This window comes from Arthrobacter sp. NPDC057009 (assembly GCF_042673905.1).
GTDB lineage: Bacteria > Actinomycetota > Actinomycetes > Actinomycetales > Micrococcaceae > Arthrobacter.
Window position 1 is genome coordinate 48,410 of sequence record NZ_JBHUSB010000024.1, and the last position, 17,961, is coordinate 66,370.

Sequence of the window (17,961 nt, forward strand, 5' to 3'; positions counted from 1 at the left end):
GCGGCGAATTCCTGTTCGGCACCCGCCACGTTCATCTTCCGGTGTCCTTGTATAGGCCTGCAGCCCGTGCGCGCTGCGTGGCAAGTTCGATGACCAGGTCAAGGTTGGGGGTTGGGACCTGCGCCAATTCGGCCAGGTCGAGCGGTACACGGAACAGGCCGTCGATTTCCATTGACCGCCCGGCCAGCAAATCCTGGGCGATGCTTTGCAGGTGGTTCGACGTGGCGAGCTTTGCCAGGCCGTCGTCCGGATCGCCCGGGTCACAGCCAAGGGCACGGGCGATGGCGACGCCCTCATCTGCCATGGCCTTGGCTGTGCCCGCAACCGCGGGTTTGTTGAGCACATCCTTCATAGGGGACGCGGTCAGGGTGGCGAGCGAGCCCCCAATCAGGTTCATGACCAGTTTGGTCCAGATGGCGTCACGGATCTTGGTTGTGACGCTGACTTCGAGCCCTGTGGGATTCAGCAGCGCTGCCAGCGCGTCGAGGCGCGGGTCAGAATTCCCGTCGGGACGGCCGATGATGAGGCGGTTGCGTTCGTTTTCAGCACGGACCACTCCTGGAGCGGCGACGGTGCAGGCGGTGTAGGCGACGGCACCGATCGCCCGTTCTGGGCCGATATGTTCCCAGAGTGCACCTTCGGGGTCCAGCCGTCGCAGGCGGGTCCCGTCCAAGTCGCCGCCGTGGGCGTGGAAGTACCACCAGGGGATGCCGTTCATCACGAACAGCACGAGGCTGTTTTCGTGAAGAAGTGAAGCGACGTTCTCGGCGATGGCCGGCAGGGCCGGGGCCTTGACGGCGACGATCACGATGTCCTGTTTGCCAAGGTCGGCGGGATTGTCGGTGGCGACGGGACGGGAAACGAGTGTCCCTTCTTTTGTTTCCACCCGCAACCCGTTCTGCCGGATAGCCGCCAGCTGCTCCCCGCGGGCGATGAGTGACACTTCGGTTTCAGTCGTGGCAAGCCGGCCTGCGATGTGGCCGCCGACGGCACCTGCCCCGTACACGCAGATCTTCATGTTGTTTCCCTGTTCTGTGTTCCCTGATGCCGGCGGTTAGACGAACTGCTGACGTTTTTGTGCCGCCGCGCTGCTAAGGAACGTAATGTCGTTGCCGGTAGAGACGTAGCCGGCGCCCATCTCGAGATACTGCCGGATCAGATCCGGCCAACCGCCCAGGCCGCCGATTCCCACCGAAACCCCATTCGCCTGGCAGGCCTTAATAACCCGCATATAAGCGTCGTGCACTTTGGGGTGGTCCATCTGTCCAGCGATCCCAAGCCCGACGCTTAGATCGTTCGCTCCGACAAGGATCATGTCGAGCCCATCTACGGCAGCGATCTCCTCCACGGCGTCCAGTCCAGTCTGGGACTCGATCATGGCTACGACCATGGAAGTTTCATCGAGCACGCGGACGACGTCGGCGGGCGGGTACGTCCGGTAGTTCAGCTGGGGTGCGGCGCCGGCGAGGGAGCGTTCACCCAGGGGGGCGTGCTTAACTGCGCGCACGAGGGCGCGGGCCTGATCGGCCGATTCAACGTCGGGCACGATGATGCCCATCGCGCCGGAGTCCATGACTCTGGCGATGAAGGCCGGGTCCAGGCCGGGGACGCGGACCAGGGGTGTGACGCCGAGGTGGTTGCAGGCCATGCAGATCTGCCCTGCGGCTTCCAGGGAAAAGCTGCTGTGCTCCATGTCGATGTAGACGGAATCGAATCCCGCCGTGTGGGCGATCGAGGCGATATCCACGGTCCGTACCAGCCGGACGGTCATGGAGTAGACAGTTTCGCCTTTGGCCAGCTTGTCCTTGACGTTGTTTCGCAGGACGGGTGCAGCTGTGGTGTTCATTTTTGTCGTCTCCTGATCGACTCGTGTATTTCAGCCGAAGAGGGTCGGCAGTGTTTGTGCTTCGTCTTCGAATCCGTAGACGGATTTGATTTCGAGGTATTCTTCGAGGCCGAACCGGCCCATGGAGCGTCCGATGCCGGATTGTTTGTAACCGCCCATGGGGGTGTAGGAATCGGTGGCTGCGCCGTTGTAGCTGACCCGGCCCGCGCGGAGGCCGTTGACGACGCGGCGGGCGTTTTCCCGGTCGCCGCCGAAGACGTAGCCTCCGAGTCCGTAGGGGGAATCGTTGGCGATGCGGAGGGCTTCTTCCTCATCCTTGTAGGGGATGACGGCCAGGACGGGTCCGAAGATTTCCTCCCGGGCGATGGTCATCTCAGGCATGACGCCGGTGAACACTGTCGGCTGGATGAAGTAGCCCTGGTCCAGGCCCTCGGGCCGGTCGAGGCCGCCGGTGACGAGTTTGGCGCCTTCGTTGATGCCGCTTTGAATCAGGTCGCGGATGGATTTGTACTGGGCGGCGCTGACGACCGGGCCCATGGTCGTGGCGGTGTCGAGCGGGTCCCCGAGCCGGAAGCGTTGTGCTTCATCTGCGAGGAAGGCAGCTACCTGGTCGATCTGGCTTTCGTGGACCAGCATGCGGGAGGGCGCGTGGCAGGACTGGCCGGCGTTGAAGAAGGCGCGTTGGATGTTCCAGCGGGCGGCCCTTTCCAGGTCGGCGTCGGGCAGCACGATGTTCGCTGATTTTCCGCCGAGTTCGAGGCTGACGCGCTTGACGGTTTCCGCGGCGGCGGCTCCGACCTGCTGGCCGGCACCGGTGGAGCCGGTGAAGGAGATCATGTCCACACCCGGATGGCGGGACAATGCATCGCCGACTTCGCGGCCGGTGCCGTTGACGAGGTTGAACACCCCTGCCGGCACGCCGGCTTCGTGCAGCACCTGGGCAAGGAGGGTGCCGCTGGCGGCGGAGTTGATGCTGGGCTTGGCCACGATGGTGCAGCCGGCGGCAATGGCGTAGATGATTTTGATGACGCCGGTCTGGATGGGCCAGTTCCACGGTGAGATCAGGGCGCAGACGCCGATAGGTTCCCGGCGGACGATAGCGCCGCCGATACGCGTCTCGAACGGGTAGTCGCGCAGGATGTCCCGGGCGACCCGCATGTGATCAGCCGGGCCTGTGACCTGCGCACGGTTGCTGACAGGGATGCCCTCTTCACGTGCGATCAGCTCGGAGAATTCACCAATCCGGGTCTCATAAGCTTCGATGATCCGGTCGATCAACGCGATTCGTTCGTCGACCGTGGTGGTGGAGAAAGTCTCGAATGCCTTCTGCGCGGCTGCGACTGCGCGGTCGACGTCCGCTGCCGTTCCCAAAGCGACCTCGGCGAAGGCCTCCTCGCGTGTGGGGTCAATAAGCTCCATTACGCGAGAGCCGGTCGGTTCGGTCCATTGGCCGTCGATGTAGAGGTTCGGGTATTGCTTCATGAGCGGGTTCTCCTGTGCCTGGGCGTGCGTCGGGGTTAGCTGCTGTGGGTGTAGCCGCCGTCGCAGGCGATCGTCTGGCCGGTGATAAAGGCTGATGCCGGTGATGCGAGGAAGAGCATGATGCCGACCAGGTCGGTGGGGACCATGCCGCGGGGGATGCACTGCAGGGAAGCGGCGCGCTCACGGACCTCCACCGTTGGATTAACAGTGCGATCAACTTCCGTGGCCACGCTGCCTGGACGGATGCAGTTGGCGGTTATGCCGTAGCTGCCGAGTTCGCGTGCCAGCGAGTTGGTCATGCCGATCACCGCCGACTTCGACGTCACGTAATGCAGATAGTTCACCGTCCCGCGGGTCACCGCATCCGATGAAACATTGATGATCCGGCCGAAGCCGGCCTTGCGCATGTGCTCAGCAACCCCACGCGCGCACAGGTAGGTACCGGTGATATTCACCTTCAAAACGTTCTCCCACTGTGCCAGCGGGATCTGATCGAACGGGACTTTGTCCAAAGTGGCGAAAATTGAGGCGTTGTTGACCAGCACATCGATCCGGCCCCAGGTTTCGATCACCGTGTTGACCATCGCTGCGACGGACGGTTCGTCTGCCACGTTCACCTGAACTGCCAACCCGGTGCCGCCGGCATCGTGGATCTCCTTGACGACCGATTCGGCCTTTTTAATGTCGAGGTCGGCGACAACGGAGACGGCTCCGGCCGCCGCGAACTGGCGTGCGAGCTCACGGCCGATGCCCTGGGCCGCGCCGGTAACAATGACCACCCGCCCTTCGACGCTGAAGTCTCTCGCTGACGCCGGGACGCCGGAGTCATGGGGGGTGTGAGTCAGGGGAGTCGTCATAGGGGATCCTCGTGGCGTCGTCGTCATGGTGGATGTATTGAAACGGCCCGCCCAGGCTCCTAATTGAAGATTCCGGGCAACGGCACTGCATCAACAATATCCCGTTATGTGGGATTGCGTCAATAACTTTGTTCCCGCATGCGTCTCGGATGGTGAATTGGATTAAGAAGCCGGATCAGCCTCGGGGCGCCCCGGCGCAGCCGATGCGGCAAATCGCAGTCGTACCCCCGGTTTGCACCAAACCGACACGATCCATATCGCGACGTGCAACTTTGGGCGAGGTCCCGCCATTGCTGAGGAGGGGAGAGTCTAACAAGCTCCGGTGATACGGCCGTCATCCCGCGAGCCATATCCGCCTCAAACTCTTGATGCCGTCCTCGGATCCGCACTCCCGGGGGGAACTGGCGGGAATCGAAGTAGCTGCGAACGCACGCAACTACAGAGCTGGCGTTTTCGGTGCGGGTCAGTGGTGGGCCCAAGCCCTGTCCCCGGCTCTTTTCAGCTTTCCTTGGCTTATATCTGGCCCTAGATTGCGGCGAGGCGTTCAGTGATTTTGGTTGCCGCTTCCTTGACCGCTTGGATTGCCTGTTCGACATTGTCGCGTGTGTTTTCATCCCATGCGACGCCGACGCTGCCCACTGCTGTTTTTTGGTCAGTGAGGATAGGTGCTGCGACGCCGTAGATGCCGGGGTTGAATTCACCGCGGGTGAGCAGATAGCCGTCCTTCTTGATGTCCCCGAGCGTCTTGCGGAATTCAGCCCATGTGCTGCCAAGGCCGGTGCTTTCGATCTCCAGCTGGTGCCGCGGGTAAAGGGCCTTCAGGCGGTGATGGGGGAGATAAGCCAGGATGACTTTGGAGCCAGCTCCTTGGAACATCGGACGCCGCTGCCCGCGGCTGAATCTGTTCCCAGGGCTTGTCGGGGCGCGGCATTCCCCGATGCACAGAACTGAGTCACGAAACGCGGTCAATAGAAGCGCGGAATGACCGACATTTTCCACCAGATCCTCAAGAACCCCATGGCTAGCCAACAGGAGAGGGTCCGTCTGACGGATCTGCAGGTCCATCTCGATGATCCGTGGCCCGAGAGTGTAGTAGCCGTTGCGCACGCTCGTAAGCAGCCCTGCATCATGCAGCGTCTTGATATAGCGGTACCCGGTAGACCGGGAAGTCTCCAAGGCGTCGATGAGGTCCACCGTGGACCATACGGGCCCGGATTCACTAAACAGTTCCAAAATGTGCAGCATCCTGGCCAGGCTGCCCGCGCTATCCGATGCTTCTGAAAGTTCACCAACAGCACTAGCTAAAAGACGTCCACCCATGACGCGTGTCCTCATCGTTCTCTCCGTGGCTCTGCCCAGCTGGGCCCCATCACCCGAGCGGTAGATAAAATCTCATACTACAGGATTAATTTATTCTGGCCCCGCTCGCCTGGGATCCTCTGCTCGAAAGGCGCCACTGAAGGTCTTGCCTCGCCGGAGCCCATGATCGGCGAGAAGTGACGCCGGGGGAGCTCAAAGAAGGCGATGGCCTCCGGCTGAACATCCAAAGGCGTTGACGTCATCGTCTCGCATATGGAACCATTTTTTATATACAAAATACGCTTGTATTGTCGCACCGAAAGTCCGGGCCCGGGAGGACCAAGTGGGCCTGTGGACAATACGGTGGCCTGTGCCCGAAGCAGCTGGAAGAGCAGGTACCCGTGCACGGCAAAGGCGATGCAAGTAGAAGTTGATCGAGGGCAGCGTCTGCAAGATAGAGCCGCGGCCGCAGGACGCTAAGGAGTTTTTGAGTATGAGTACGAAGGTGTCGGAGGAGTTTGATGTGAGCGTGGGTGGGGGAGTGCGCCGCGTGGGGTTGATTTCGGCTGCCGGTGTGGTGGTCCCTTCGGATGGGTATGAGATGGAGATCCAGAACCCGGCCACGGGTGAGGTGATCGGTTCCCTGCGCGAGGCCGATGCTGCTGACGTAGACGCTGTGGTCGCCGGTGCGAAGGCGGCGTATGAAAAGGTCTGGCGCCGCACCGCGCCCGAGGTCAAGGCCAGGATGCTTACCGCCTGGGCGGATGCGATCACCGCGCACCGTGAGGAACTGGCCGATATCGAGGTCTCCGATGTCGGACACCTGCGCCGCGAGGCCATGGCCGACATCGACAACAGCGCCCGGGTCCTTCGCTACTACGCCGGCCTGGCCGACAAAATCGAAGGCCGCACGTTCGCGCAGCTGCCCGACCGGCTCTCCTACGGACTCGACGAACCCTTCGGCGTCGTCGCCGGCGTCAGCCCTTACAACGGCAACGCGAACTTCGTCGCCCTGAAAGCAGGACCGGCCCTGGTCGCCGGGAACTGCATCGTGATCAAGGCCCCCGAGGTCGCCCCGTTACTGAATTACCGGATGGTCGAACTTGCCCTGGAAGCCGGGCTTCCGGCAGGTGTCGTCAACGTCGTCACCGGCCGCGGAGACAAGGTAGGGCCCCTGCTCACCGAGCACCCGGACATCGGAATGATCGCCTTCACCGGCGGGCCAGGCTCGGGACGGGCCATCATCCACCAATCAGCGGCCAACATCGTGCCGACGTTCCTGGAGCTCGGCGGTAAGAGCCCGGCCATCCTGCTCCCGGACGCCGACCTGGACATCGCCATCCCGTCACTGCTGCACTCAAACTTCGCCAAGAGCGGCCAAAGCTGCGTCACCGGTTCCCGGATCTTCGTCCCGGACTCAATGTACGCCGAGGTCACCGAACGGCTCGGGAAAAAGGCCAAAACGGTCCGGGTCGGGCTGCCCACCAAGGAATCCTCACAAATGGGCACGCTCATCAACCGCCAGCACCGCTCCCGCGTCGATGCCCTGGTCAAAAGCGCGATCGACGCCGGCGCGGTCGCCCTGGCCGGCGGCGGCCCGGCAGAAGAGGGCGAACTCGCCAACGGCGCGTTCTACCAGCCCACCGTCCTGGCAGAAGTCACCGACACCAACCCCGCAGCACGCAACGAGGCCTTCGGCCCAATGGCAAGCGTCCTGTCCTACACCGACACCGACGAAGTCATCGCCCGCGCCAACGCCTCCGAATTCGGACTCAGCGCCCAAATCTGGGGCAACGACGCACGAACCATCCAACACCTCGCCAAAGAACTCATCGCGGGAACGGTATGGGTCAACACCTACCGCTCCTTCCACCCCACCGTCCCCTTCGGCGGCATGAAACAAAGCGGCTTCGGCAAAGAAAACGGCTTCGACTCCATCGCCATGTACACCCGCCGCAAAGCAGTCGTCTGGGACCTCACCACCAAACGCGACCTCCCCTACACCAACTGAGCCAACTTGAGGGTGAAGTCGCTCCATCCATAGAAATTCGAGGCACCGGTCCGGGTGCTGCCACGCAGGCAGCACCTGACCGTTCCACTGGAAGGATTCAGGGTGCAGTTGCTGAGCCATTCCATTGCTAGGCCGGTCCTGTCCAGCACTGGGAGTTCCGCTTCTTGATACCTTCGTTCAGCTTGCACCCCAGACCCAAGCCCTGGCCATGAAGCGGCAATGGATCCAGCGAGGCCTCGAAAAATCCCCGATACCGCCTTAACCGGCTTGTTGACGATTTCGCATAATGCGGGATATTGTCTGCAACAAGCATTGTCCGGTTGGTTCTTCTCAAGCACTTCTGCGGTGTCCGGTACGCCGGGTTGAAGATATGGAATTCGGCTTCCGGGCGCTGATGCGTCCCCTAGAAGTCTTTAGAAGCGATCGAACGGTGTTGTCTACCGTCTTTCAACGACCCGCAGTTCCCCGCTGCGCCGTAAGAGCCACGGGCCGAATTTATCCCTCGGCTTTTATTGCTCAAGCAGGAGATAGGCACCCATCGACGAAGATCAGGCAACAGCTTGAGAGCAATTTCAAACCAGTGAGTGCAGCGCTGTGCGCAGCCTGACGGCCTTGAGCTGCACACCGGCTAAAAGACTGGATGTGGCTTCGAGGCAGCGATCAAAGGAGATCAAAATGGACTACAGAGCAGTATCGCGACGCCGTACTTGGAGTTTTGGGCTGGCGGCCTCAGTTCTGGGTTTGACCCTCGCGCTGACTGGATGCGGCGGAAGCGTAGAAGCAAGTCGCGAAGCAGCGGAGATCTCAGAAGATCAAAAGGCACTTTACGAGGAGGCCGTTAAGGCCGGAAAAGGCATAAACCTCTTCATCGGAACCGCCGCAAACAAGGACACCGACCAGCTGATTGACCGGTTCCATGACACATTTCCTGACCTCAAAGTCGGATACGTGTCCGGAACAGGGAACGAGGTGACGGAACGATTGCTCACGGAGAAGCGATCCGGCCTCAACAACGCCGATGCTCTGCTCGTAGCAGGAATATCCACGTTCAAACCCGTGGCGGACGAGAAGTTCTTGGCAGATTTCGTGCCCAAGGACGCTGATCTTTTTACCAGCGAAAAAGGCGTATACCTCGAAAAACAGGCTTACTCGTTCGGAGGGCAATACAACGGGGTCTGCTACAACCCAAACAACGTCACGCCTGAGGAAGCTGAGTCGTTGAGGACCTATGACGGCTGGGCCAATCCGGTGTGGAAGGGACGCGCAGCGATCGTCAGCGCTGATGGATCCGCCTACCGCCGCGGCCTGTCGTACTGGCTCTATCAGGACAAGGATCTCGGCCCGCAGTGGTTCGAGAAACTGTCGGCTCTCAACCCGACCACCTTCTCTTCCGGCAACGTCGTCATTCCCCAGGTGATCGCCGGCGAGTACGACCTGGTCTTCAATGTGTCGACTGTCTATGGGGCGCGCGCCTACCGCGAGGGCGCTCCCCTGGAATGCGTGACCGGTGAGCACGCCCCCTACTCGACCTTCGCGACAGGCGTGATCACGGACGCGCCCAACAAGGCCGGTGCAGAGCTGTTTACCAATTGGCTGTTCTCTGAGGCTGGCCAAAAGGCAGTCCAGGACACGTGGGCGTTCAGCTCCCTGCGGGACGGCTTCGACACTCCTGTCGTCGACGCGGACTGGTGGCAGTCACCCGAGGACGCACGCGTCATCGATGAAGATCTGGTTAACAGCCGTCACAAAGAGCTGGTGGCTACTTTCAACACCATGTTCGGCGCTGCAAAGGAATGAACATGCTGCTTCTGAAGACACAACCGTCCGCGACGGGCAGCGTGAAGGAGAATTACCTTGGCTGAGGCATCAACCGGCCTGATGGAGCGGTTGCGGAGTAAGCAGGAGCTTGCTGTTGCGGTGCCGACGTATGTGGTGGTTCTGGCACTCGTCCTGGTTCCGTTGGGGTACCTGGTGTATGCGTCGTTGCAGAGTTCGTCTCCGGGTGCTCCAGGTTCCGAGTTGACCTTTGACAACATCATTCAGATTTTCAGTGCTAATGGTTATTGGCAGGCGCTGGGAAATTCTCTTTGGCTCGGTTTCCTGGTCAGCGTCCTTGCTGTATCGCTGGGCGTGACGTTCGCCTGGATCCTTGGCCGCACTGACGTTCCCTTCCGCCGGACGCTGTCAGTATTGGTGTCGCTGCCGATTTTCGTGTCGCCCTTCGCGCTAGGCATCGCCTGGGTGTTGCTTGGTTCAGAAAAGTCCGGGCTCATCAACGGATTCCTCAAGAAGTACCTGGGCGAATCCGCTGCCTTTATGGACATCATGTCTTTTGCCGGCCTGGTTTTCGTCATGGTGCTGGCGTTCGCACCGCTGGCCTACCTGTTCACTGTCGGACCCATGCTCAACATGGACGGCAGCCTGGAAGAGGCGTCGCGGGTCGTGGGCGGTTCGCTGTTTCACACGATGCGAAAAGTGACTCTGCCCGTCGTCATGCCCGGGATCCTCTCAGCGGCGCTGATGATCTTCGTGCTGGCCGCCGAAATGTTCAGCGTCCCCGGACTGATTGGCACCGCGGCCGGGTACCGGACATTGCCGTTCTTCATCTACCAGAGCACCACGGCTTCCCCGCCGCAGTGGGGTGCTGCTGCCACCGCCGGTGTTGCTCTGCTGGCGATCATGATGCTGGGGACCATTCTGCAGGCCCGGGCAACCAAGGCCAGCTCGCGTTTCGTAACGGTCACCGGAAAGGGCGCACGGCCGGTCCGGATCCGGCTCGGGCGCTGGCGCTGGCCGCTTTTCCTTATCCCGGCGGCATACATCTTCCTCGGTGTTGTCCTACCCGGATGTGCGCTGTTCCTGACGACCTTCCAGCAGTACTACACCCCTGATCTGTCACCGGAGCTTTTCACCCTCAGGTGGTGGGAACGCGTTGCCGAATCTGAGCAGTTCCAGACGGCGCTTCGTAACACGGTCATTGTTGGCTCCGCGACTCCAACCGTCGCGGTCACCATCGCCTTCGCCATGGCCTATGTGCGGAACAGGACGCGCGCTCCTTTCCGGGAAGCGGTTGAGACTCTCGGGATGCTGCCTGTCGCGGTGCCCGGCATCGTGTTCGGTGTCGGCGTCCTCTGGGCTTACGTGGGCAGCTTCCTCTACGGCACTGTCTGGCTCCTGCTCGTGGCGTACTGCGCACGCTTCCTGCCCCACGCCCTCCGGGTGATCTCCTCCGGAATGGTCCAGGTGGACCGCAGCCTTGAAGACGCGGCGCGCGTTGGAGGAGCCGGTATCCCGCGGACCATATCGACGATCACGGTGCCTCTGCTGAAACCCGCGGTACTGTCCGGCTGGCTGCTGCTGCTGATCTACTGCACCCGCGAACTGAACGTCGCCATCATGGTCTACACCAGCGACTCCCAAGTACTGCCCGTGCTGATGTGGGGCGCCATGGAAGCAGGCTCCTATCAGACCGCGGCGATCCTCGCGATCATTGAGTCCACACTCATTCTGCTGGTGGTCGCCCTGGCCGCGCTCGTACTCCGAGTCAACCTCTTTCCCCGCGCCAACTAACCGGCGCCGCATTTCTTGAGAAGGATCAACCATGTCGGACATCCAGATAAAAAAAGTGGTGAAGGAATATTCACCAACCTTCACGGCGCTTCGTGGAGTATCCATAGACGTTGCAGAAGGTGAGTTCGTCTCCCTGCTCGGCCCCAGCGGCTGCGGAAAGACCACGCTGCTGCGGTCCATCGCCGGGCTCGAAGACATTCACGGCGGATCCATCACCGTCAAGGGAAAAGTCCTGTCCGAAAAGGGCTACACGATGCCTCCCGAACGCCGCAACGTCGGCCTCATCTTCCAGTCCTACGCCCTCTGGCCGCACATGACGGTGTTCAAAAACATCGCCTACGGCCTCAAGCTCCACGGCTGGAAAAAGGCCGACATCGCCCCACGCGTGGCCGAAGTGCTGAAAGTCGTAGGCCTCGAAGGACTCGAGCAGCGTTACCCCAGCCAACTCAGCGGAGGGCAGATGCAACGCGTCGCGGTAGCACGGAGCCTGGCCGCGGCCCCGTCCGTCCTGCTGTTCGATGAACCCCTAAGCAACCTCGATGCCAAGCTGCGCGAGAGCATGAGGGTTGAACTGCGCAGGATCCAAAAGGAAGTAGGAACGACCGCGGTCTACGTTACTCACGACCAGGCCGAAGCCATGGTCATCTCGGACCGCATCGTCCTGATGAACCAGGGCGAGATCGTCCAGGTCGGTACGGCCAAGGAACTCTACGAAACACCCGAAACAATGTTCGCCGCCAAGTTCCTTGGCTTCGCCAACATGCTCCCTGCCCGCATGATCAGCACCGAGCCCTCCACCGGCCTGACGCACTACGAGCTCGAAGGCATCCGAGCACCACGAATCACCGGGCGCATCCGCAAGGACGTCCACGTTGGCGACCGGATCCACCTCTCCCTACGTCCCGAAGCTATCCGCATAGGTCCCCCAACAGGCCTGTCCGACGGAGCATCAGAGCACACAGTGAGCCTGCCGTGCTCAGTCGAAGACGTCATATACGCCGGCAACATTTGCGACGTCTTCCTGAATTTCTCCGGGCTGCGCCTACGCGCACAGGTGACACCCGGCGACCTCGAAAACCTGTCGATTGGTGACGGCGTCACAGCAATCGCCGACGCCAAAAGCATCTGGCCCGTCCCCGCCGACCCCACCACCCCGGACACACAAGCTCCCGGCACACCAGCAGACGAAGAGGTGCCAGTGGCAGCGCTTGCCGGGTGACGGAAAGCAGGGCGTTGCCCAGGCGCACAAGGGCCTGGGCAACGCCTTTGTATTCGGGCAAGCCTCATAGGCCAGCTCGAGTTGAAGGAGAAACGCCCCCGCCAATCTGATTCTGACGCAAGGAAGGTGGTCTCAGGGCTTGCCGCTGCTGCCTTCTGCTTACGCGGAGCAGGCAGAGTTCCATGGGGACCTGATAGTGGGCTGAGGGCAGCGGCAGGAGGCGCCACCGAAAAGGAGGGTCAGTGAGCGGCAACCGGCCGGTATCGCGCGGGTGGTTTTGGATGCTGATCGCGGCGGCTGTTTTGGGACAGATCGGCTTGAATCTTTCCCGCCCGCTGATTTCCTACAAGGTCCTGGCACTGGGGGGCGAATCCCTCAGTGTCGGCATGACCTCGGCGGCGTACGCGTTGGTCCCAGTGGCCGCAGCCCTGTGGCTTGGCCGGGTGACTGACCGGCGCCATTCGCTGAAGGGGGTTGTGGCAGTTGGTTCACTGCTCTTGGCGGCCGGGCCCTTTGTACTCGCAGTGTCACCGTCCCTTGTCCTTGTCACCATGGCCAGTGCAATACTCGGCATGGGTCACTTGTGCTTTACCATCGCGGGGCAGTCGGCGATCGCGAGGTTTGTCCCTCCCGGCAATATGGATTCAGCCTTCGGATGGTTCACTGCTTCCTTCGCCATGGGACAAATGATCGGGCCTCTCCTCGCTGGACTTGCCTTGGGACCCTCACAGGGCGTCCCTGCCGAGGTACGGCTCATCGACGCAAACACCGCACTTCTGATGGCCGGTTTCATCTCGGTGTTCGCTGTTCCGTTCGCATTCGGGACTGCAGCTAAGCACGCGCCAACTGTTAAACCTGACGCTGCGATGCCAACCCGCCCTGACAGCGTTGCAGCCCTGCTGCGCTATCCGACAGTGCGCACCAACATGGTGGCAAGCCTGGCCCTGCTTGCCACGACGGACATCCTTGTAGCATTCCTCCCGCTTCTGGGTGAAGACAAGGGCGTGCCCCCGGTCGTCGTAGGCTTGCTCCTGGCAACCCGGGCGGCCGCCTCCATCGCTTCTCGCCTGCTCCTGCCCGTCCTTCTCACGCGGTGGAGCCGGCGGACGCTCGTCATTTCAAGTCTGGCGGGAGCGGGGACAACAATCGCGATACTGCCGTGGCTTTTTCACGTGTCGTGGATGGCCGGACTACTCCTGGCCATCGGCGGCTTCTTTCTCGGTCTGGGACAGCCAATCACGATGACACTCGTTACCCAGTCTGTCCCGCACGCTTCCAGAGGAGCAGCACTTGCCCTCCGCCTGCTTGGCAACCGGTTAGGTCAGGTAACCCTGCCTGCCGCAGCAGGACTCCTGGCCGGTCCAGCCGGAGCCAGCGGAGCGCTCTGGATGTCCTGTGCCGTGCTCGCGGCCGCATGCATTCTTTGGCCGCCGGACAAACCGGGTACGGGGTGAATCCGGCTGGGGCTGGTGGCCAAATAGGTTGCTGAAGAGAAGACCGTTTGCCGCCCAGGGTTGGGTGACTGAAAGAGCTTCAGCGGAGAGCTGTCCTGGGCTTTATGGAACAGGGAACTGCGATGGGGAGCCCACCGTCGACCACCGCATGCACTCCTGCCTTGTGCAGCGCCAGCGCTGTCCCGAGGAGAACGATGAAAGATCGCGGCCCATCCGCGCCTATCGCCACGACACTGCACCGCTGGCCACCTTGCTGGATTTTGACCGAGAGCGGGCGGAGACCGGCGCCTTGGAACTTGACCATTCCCTCGGGGTCAGGAACGCCGCCAATGCGGTAGTCGATGTATTCACCCCTGAACGTTTCCAGGCGCAAAATCGTGTGTTGCGCGCCGTAAGATGCCCCGGCAACCACGGCTGAACCAACGAACTGGCTGGAGGTACGGGGACTTTCCCGCAGTTCTGCCATCTTCTTCCTCCTTGGTTGCCGCGCAGATAGAGCAATCATTGATTTCCGCTGGCTGCCGTTGACGACTTGCACTTCGTGCCATTGACGTTATCCCATATGGTGGGATATTGTCTAGATATCTTTCCTTCCGTTTCCTGATCGCGGCGATGGCATTTCATTCGGTCTGACCTGCCATCGACCATCAGATTTCCACAAAGTTAGGACGTATTAGCGTGTCAAAGAAGATCGCGATTCTGCACACCAGTTTCGTATTTGTCTCTGTCGAGCCTGTGATTAACAACCTCATTGCTGAACTGATTCCTGATGCGGAGGTCATGCATTTTGTAGACTCGGACGTCCTTGCCACTGTTCAGCGCGAGAACGGCATTTCACGCAAGAGCGAGGAGCGCATGACGCACCTCGCGCAGGCGGCCGAGGCTGCCGGCGCCGACATCATCTTTTCCGCGTGCTCTTCCCTGGGACCAGCCCTGGACGTTGCTGCCCGTAATGTCCAGACGCCGGTCGTTAAGATCGATGAAGCCATGGCCCTGCAGGCCGCCACTGACGGTAACCGCGTTGGAGTCCTTGCCACCGTTCCCACGACACTCGGTCCGACCTCGGATCTGATCCAGGCGAAGGCGGACGAGCTCGGGCGCAGCATCGCGATCGAGCAGCGGTTGTGCGAAGGGGCGTTCGCGGTCCTCATGTCGGGTGACCGTGAAAAGCACGACTCCATGATCATCGAGCAGGCAACGGATCTCGCCCAAAAGGTTGACCTGATCGTGCTGGCGCAGGCATCGATGAACCGCCTCGCGCCCGTCCTCCAGGAGAAGACCGGCCTCACAGTTCTGTCCAGTCCTCGCCTCGGAGTGGACTATCTGGCTAAGCGCGTCGCCGAGCTCCCTGCCTGATCCTTTGCGATCAGCGGGGGCTGACCCCTTACGCCTGATGCCGGCCCAATGTTCACATTTGGGCCGGCATCAGGCTTTTTGGACCCCTGCTGATTGCTCAACTCAGCTCGTGGCTTGCGGTACGCGGGCATCAGCAGACCTTGCATGGAATGGGGATAGGCCGCGTGGACGGGTATCCATGCGGCCTATCCTGCATCTAGCGGGTGAGCGTGGATATGGTCCTGCTGGCAAAGTCGTTGGCAGACTTGTTCCAATAGCCCAGCAGGCCTTGCATGTTTTCCCCGTCCATTCGGTGTCCTGGGAGCTGCTCTTGGAGGGTGGCCAGGATTCCGGTGCGGAGCTCGGTGTTGAAGTTCACTTTGCCGACATTCAATTCCGGAGCTTTGGCAAGTTCCGCTGCCGGAATTCCTGAGGCCCCATGCAGTACCAGCGGGACGCGTGTCCTTCCTGTGATGTCCTTGAGGACGTCCCAGCGCAGCTGCGGTTCACCCTTGTACTTTCCGTGGACGTTGCCCACGGCTACTGCCAACAGTTCGGCACCGGTGCGGCCAACGAATTCCTCCACCTGGGACGGATCAGTCAGGCCCGCGACCGGGACTCCGGACTGGTCCGGACCAAAGGCACGGTCCTCGTCACCTGCGAGTCCCCCCAGTTCAGCTTCAAGCACCACACCAGGTCCGAGCAGGGCGCGGGCCGCCTGGAAAAGCTCGATGTTGTTTTCAAGCGGAAGGGATGATCCGTCGGCAAGGACGGAGTCTGCCCCGGCGGCCACGGCCTCTGCCATGACACCCAGATCCGTGGCATGGTCCAGTTGCACTGCTACCGGTACGCTTGCTGCATCTGCCAGTCCCCGCAGTGCGGCGATCAGGCGCAGTCCATTAGGTGTGGCCGCGGTCTTGGGCGCAACCATGAGGATCACGCCCTGGCGGGCATTCTCTGCCGCGGCTACCACCCCTAGAGCGGTCGTGAAGTCGTAGCAGGTGAAGCCTGGAACAGCGGAGCGGCTCTGCAGTGCGGCGGTGACAAGGTCATCGAGTCGGGTTCGCATCAGAAGTTCCGTCCTTTGGGTATCCTCGCAGGCGCAGTGGCCGGGACGGGCGCCTTGTGGCCGATGCTGGTGTTGTACGTCACTGGGCGGACTCGAAGGTGTTGCTGAGTTTGCGGGTGACGTCGGCGAGGGACTGGTCGTCTCCCACGTTGCCGGCGAAGACGATATAGGGGATGCCCTTGGCGGGGCCGTCCACCGGTTCCCAGAGGCTGACGATGCCGGGCAGCATCGGGCCGCGGACGATGGCGTGGCGGATTTCCAAACCGTGGGCGGCGACGTCCGAGGATGTGATGCCGCCCTTGGCGATGACGAACCGTGGCGGGAAGGTCTTCAGGGTGCGGTTGACCACGACGACGACGGCGGTGGACACGGTGCGTGCGATCCGCAGGCTTTCGGCCGGGTCATCGGTCTTGATCAGGAGGCGGCTGGTGTGGACGATGACGTCGCCGGCGCGAAGGGCTTCGATGACGGCGTCCACGGTGCTGTCCAGGTGGGCTGCTGCTTCTGTTTCGGTGGCGAGGAGTTTTTCGACGTCGATCTCGATGATCTGCGCGGAGCTGTGTCCGGCTGTGAGGACGTTCAGCTGGCGGGTGGTGAGTCCCACGTGCGAGCCGACCACGATTAGGCCTCCGGCAGTGGAGGGAGTGTTGCCTTTGTAGGCCTCTTCGGCGGTGAGCGCGGCGCGGACGTCCTGACCGATGCGGCCACGGACGAAGGGCGGCCCGACCCGGTAGAGCAGTTTCTTGCCGCGGCGTTCGGCTTCTTCCAGGCCGAGGGCCAGGGCACGAAGGTCGTTTTCGGTGACGATGTCCGCCACGATCGGGGTGGAGTTCGTGGCGGGCTCGATGGCGTCGGCGATGGCTTTCGCGGAGATGGATGGATCCTGGGCGGATGCGCCGGCGCGGATGATGTTGAGGTCCAGGACGATCACGGAGTCGGCGGTGAACCGGCCCTGCGACTTTTCTTCCACGTATTTGGCGAGTTCGGAATTGGCGAAGCCGAAGGTGGCGTCCTTGGCGAACTCGGTCTCGGAGACCGGGGTGAGCTTGCCCGCGTCGTCTCCTGTGCCGCGCATGTAGTGGACACCGCCGATGGTGAGGCGTCCGGCGTCGGGAAATGCCGGAACGATGACGACGCCGTCGGTGGCTTCACCGGTTTCGGCGGCCACGGTTGCGGCGATGACGTCCGGTTCGAGCGGGTAATGGCCGCGGAGGGTGGAGTCACTGCGGCTGACAAAGCCGACCTTGACGCCCGCGGCCGCGGCAAGGGCGTTGCGGACTGCTTCCGCATTGCGGGCTGCCGCTTCTTCGGGGTCGAGGCTGCGTGTGTTGGTGAGGACATACACGGCCGGCTTGGACTGGGCGAAGGCCCAAGTGAAGTCTTCGACCTCCCAGCGCGTGAGCACTGGCAGATCCGCCACGGACTGTGTACCGGTGGGGTCGTCGTCGAGCACCACCAGGACCCGGGGGGCCGCTTCCGAGGATGCAGCTACAGCTGCGGCTACCGACTGGGCTGGAATCTGAAGTTCCTGCGGGAATGGGGCTAGAACGTCGGCTTCAAGTGTCACGATGCACTCCATTGTGTGGGGGATTGATGTGTAACTGCAGGATGCCGTACAACCCTGGATGGCGTCCTGCGCAACTGCCAGAGCAGGGGCACCTACGGCTACATGAGCTACAGGCAGGCATCCTTGAATACGCCAGCGGGCAACACGGTTTCCCGTGTTGCCCGCTGGTGTATCTGGTTCTTAGAAGGTGTGGAGGACGAAGCGGAGGAATTCGGTGGGTTCGATCGCTTCAACGGGCACGGGGCCTTCGTT

The 17,961-nt window shown here is 61.7% G+C and carries 14 protein-coding genes; 6 read left to right on the forward strand and 8 right to left on the reverse strand.

Going from position 1 to position 17,961, the window contains the following annotated elements:
- Nucleotides 1-31: 31 nt before the first annotated feature.
- The 5 genes from ACFTR6_RS19430 to ACFTR6_RS19450 all read right to left on the reverse strand — a co-directional run bounded on the left by ACFTR6_RS19430 (nt 32) and on the right by ACFTR6_RS19450 (nt 5,505).
- Nucleotides 32-1,018, reverse strand: coding sequence for a ketopantoate reductase family protein (locus tag ACFTR6_RS19430; RefSeq protein ID WP_377959122.1), 987 nt, complete (start codon nt 1,016-1,018; stop codon nt 32-34).
- A 36-nt stretch (nt 1,019-1,054) separates the two neighbouring features.
- On the reverse strand, nt 1,055-1,846 hold the full coding sequence (locus ACFTR6_RS19435; RefSeq protein WP_377959123.1) for an HpcH/HpaI aldolase/citrate lyase family protein: 792 nt from the start codon (nt 1,844-1,846) through the stop codon (nt 1,055-1,057).
- Nucleotides 1,847-1,876: 30 nt separating this feature from the next.
- Complete coding sequence (locus tag ACFTR6_RS19440) at nt 1,877-3,328, reverse strand: aldehyde dehydrogenase family protein (protein ID WP_377959124.1); 1,452 nt, start codon at nt 3,326-3,328, stop codon at nt 1,877-1,879.
- Between the two features lie 35 nt (nt 3,329-3,363).
- On the reverse strand, nt 3,364-4,185 hold the full coding sequence (locus ACFTR6_RS19445; RefSeq protein WP_377959125.1) for an SDR family NAD(P)-dependent oxidoreductase: 822 nt from the start codon (nt 4,183-4,185) through the stop codon (nt 3,364-3,366).
- Nucleotides 4,186-4,710: 525 nt separating this feature from the next.
- A complete protein-coding gene (locus ACFTR6_RS19450; protein WP_377959126.1) occupies nt 4,711-5,505 on the reverse strand; it encodes an IclR family transcriptional regulator in 795 nt (264 codons plus the stop codon).
- Between the two features lie 472 nt (nt 5,506-5,977).
- Here ACFTR6_RS19450 and ACFTR6_RS19455 point away from each other — a divergent pair, with 472 nt between their 5' ends.
- The 5 genes from ACFTR6_RS19455 to ACFTR6_RS19475 all read left to right on the forward strand — a co-directional run bounded on the left by ACFTR6_RS19455 (nt 5,978) and on the right by ACFTR6_RS19475 (nt 13,738).
- Nucleotides 5,978-7,495 carry an aldehyde dehydrogenase family protein gene (locus tag ACFTR6_RS19455; RefSeq protein ID WP_377959127.1) on the forward strand — a complete coding sequence of 506 codons (1,518 nt, stop codon included), beginning with the start codon at nt 5,978-5,980 and terminating at the stop codon, nt 7,493-7,495.
- Nucleotides 7,496-8,170: 675 nt separating this feature from the next.
- On the forward strand, nt 8,171-9,292 hold the full coding sequence (locus ACFTR6_RS19460; protein ID WP_377959128.1) for an extracellular solute-binding protein: 1,122 nt from the start codon (nt 8,171-8,173) through the stop codon (nt 9,290-9,292).
- Nucleotides 9,293-9,349: 57 nt separating this feature from the next.
- The gene (locus ACFTR6_RS19465) at nt 9,350-11,065 is read left to right on the forward strand and encodes an ABC transporter permease (RefSeq protein ID WP_377959129.1); all 1,716 of its coding nucleotides are present in this window, start codon (nt 9,350-9,352) and stop codon (nt 11,063-11,065) included.
- A 31-nt stretch (nt 11,066-11,096) separates the two neighbouring features.
- The gene (locus ACFTR6_RS19470) at nt 11,097-12,284 is read left to right on the forward strand and encodes an ABC transporter ATP-binding protein (protein WP_377959130.1); all 1,188 of its coding nucleotides are present in this window, start codon (nt 11,097-11,099) and stop codon (nt 12,282-12,284) included.
- Nucleotides 12,285-12,526: 242 nt separating this feature from the next.
- A complete protein-coding gene (locus ACFTR6_RS19475) occupies nt 12,527-13,738 on the forward strand; it encodes an MFS transporter (RefSeq protein ID WP_377959131.1) in 1,212 nt (403 codons plus the stop codon).
- A 79-nt stretch (nt 13,739-13,817) separates the two neighbouring features.
- Here ACFTR6_RS19475 and ACFTR6_RS19480 read toward each other — a convergent pair whose 3' ends face one another.
- Nucleotides 13,818-14,204, reverse strand: a complete 387-nt coding sequence (locus tag ACFTR6_RS19480) for a hypothetical protein (protein ID WP_377959132.1) — start codon at nt 14,202-14,204, stop codon at nt 13,818-13,820.
- 212 nt (nt 14,205-14,416) lie between these two features.
- Here ACFTR6_RS19480 and ACFTR6_RS19485 point away from each other — a divergent pair, with 212 nt between their 5' ends.
- Entirely contained in the window at nt 14,417-15,094 is a 678-nt protein-coding gene (locus ACFTR6_RS19485; RefSeq protein ID WP_377959133.1) for an aspartate/glutamate racemase family protein, read from the forward strand.
- A gap of 196 nt (nt 15,095-15,290) precedes the next feature.
- On the opposite strand, the gene ACFTR6_RS19490 is transcribed toward ACFTR6_RS19485, so the two are convergent.
- Complete coding sequence (locus ACFTR6_RS19490) at nt 15,291-16,142, reverse strand: class II fructose-bisphosphate aldolase (protein ID WP_377959134.1); 852 nt, start codon at nt 16,140-16,142, stop codon at nt 15,291-15,293.
- A 79-nt stretch (nt 16,143-16,221) separates the two neighbouring features.
- Entirely contained in the window at nt 16,222-17,709 is a 1,488-nt protein-coding gene (locus ACFTR6_RS19495; RefSeq protein WP_377959136.1) for a four-carbon acid sugar kinase family protein, read from the reverse strand.
- Nucleotides 17,710-17,961 lie beyond the last annotated feature (252 nt).

Excerpts from the sequence above, each read along its gene's own strand:
- ACFTR6_RS19460 (WP_377959128.1), top strand. The coding sequence starts at position 8,171 with ATGGACTACAGAGCAGTATCGCGACGCCGTACTTGGAGTTTTGGGCTG.
- ACFTR6_RS19430 (WP_377959122.1), bottom strand. The coding sequence starts at position 1,018 with ATGAAGATCTGCGTGTACGGGGCAGGTGCCGTCGGCGGCCACATCGCA.
- ACFTR6_RS19480 (WP_377959132.1), bottom strand. The coding sequence starts at position 14,204 with ATGGCAGAACTGCGGGAAAGTCCCCGTACCTCCAGCCAGTTCGTTGGT.
- ACFTR6_RS19450 (WP_377959126.1), bottom strand. The coding sequence starts at position 5,505 with ATGGGTGGACGTCTTTTAGCTAGTGCTGTTGGTGAACTTTCAGAAGCA.
- ACFTR6_RS19440 (WP_377959124.1), bottom strand. The coding sequence starts at position 3,328 with ATGAAGCAATACCCGAACCTCTACATCGACGGCCAATGGACCGAACCG.
- ACFTR6_RS19470 (WP_377959130.1), top strand. The coding sequence starts at position 11,097 with ATGTCGGACATCCAGATAAAAAAAGTGGTGAAGGAATATTCACCAACC.
- ACFTR6_RS19435 (WP_377959123.1), bottom strand. The coding sequence starts at position 1,846 with ATGAACACCACAGCTGCACCCGTCCTGCGAAACAACGTCAAGGACAAG.
- ACFTR6_RS19490 (WP_377959134.1), bottom strand. The coding sequence starts at position 16,142 with ATGCGAACCCGACTCGATGACCTTGTCACCGCCGCACTGCAGAGCCGC.
- ACFTR6_RS19455 (WP_377959127.1), top strand. The coding sequence starts at position 5,978 with ATGAGTACGAAGGTGTCGGAGGAGTTTGATGTGAGCGTGGGTGGGGGA.
- ACFTR6_RS19445 (WP_377959125.1), bottom strand. The coding sequence starts at position 4,185 with ATGACGACTCCCCTGACTCACACCCCCCATGACTCCGGCGTCCCGGCG.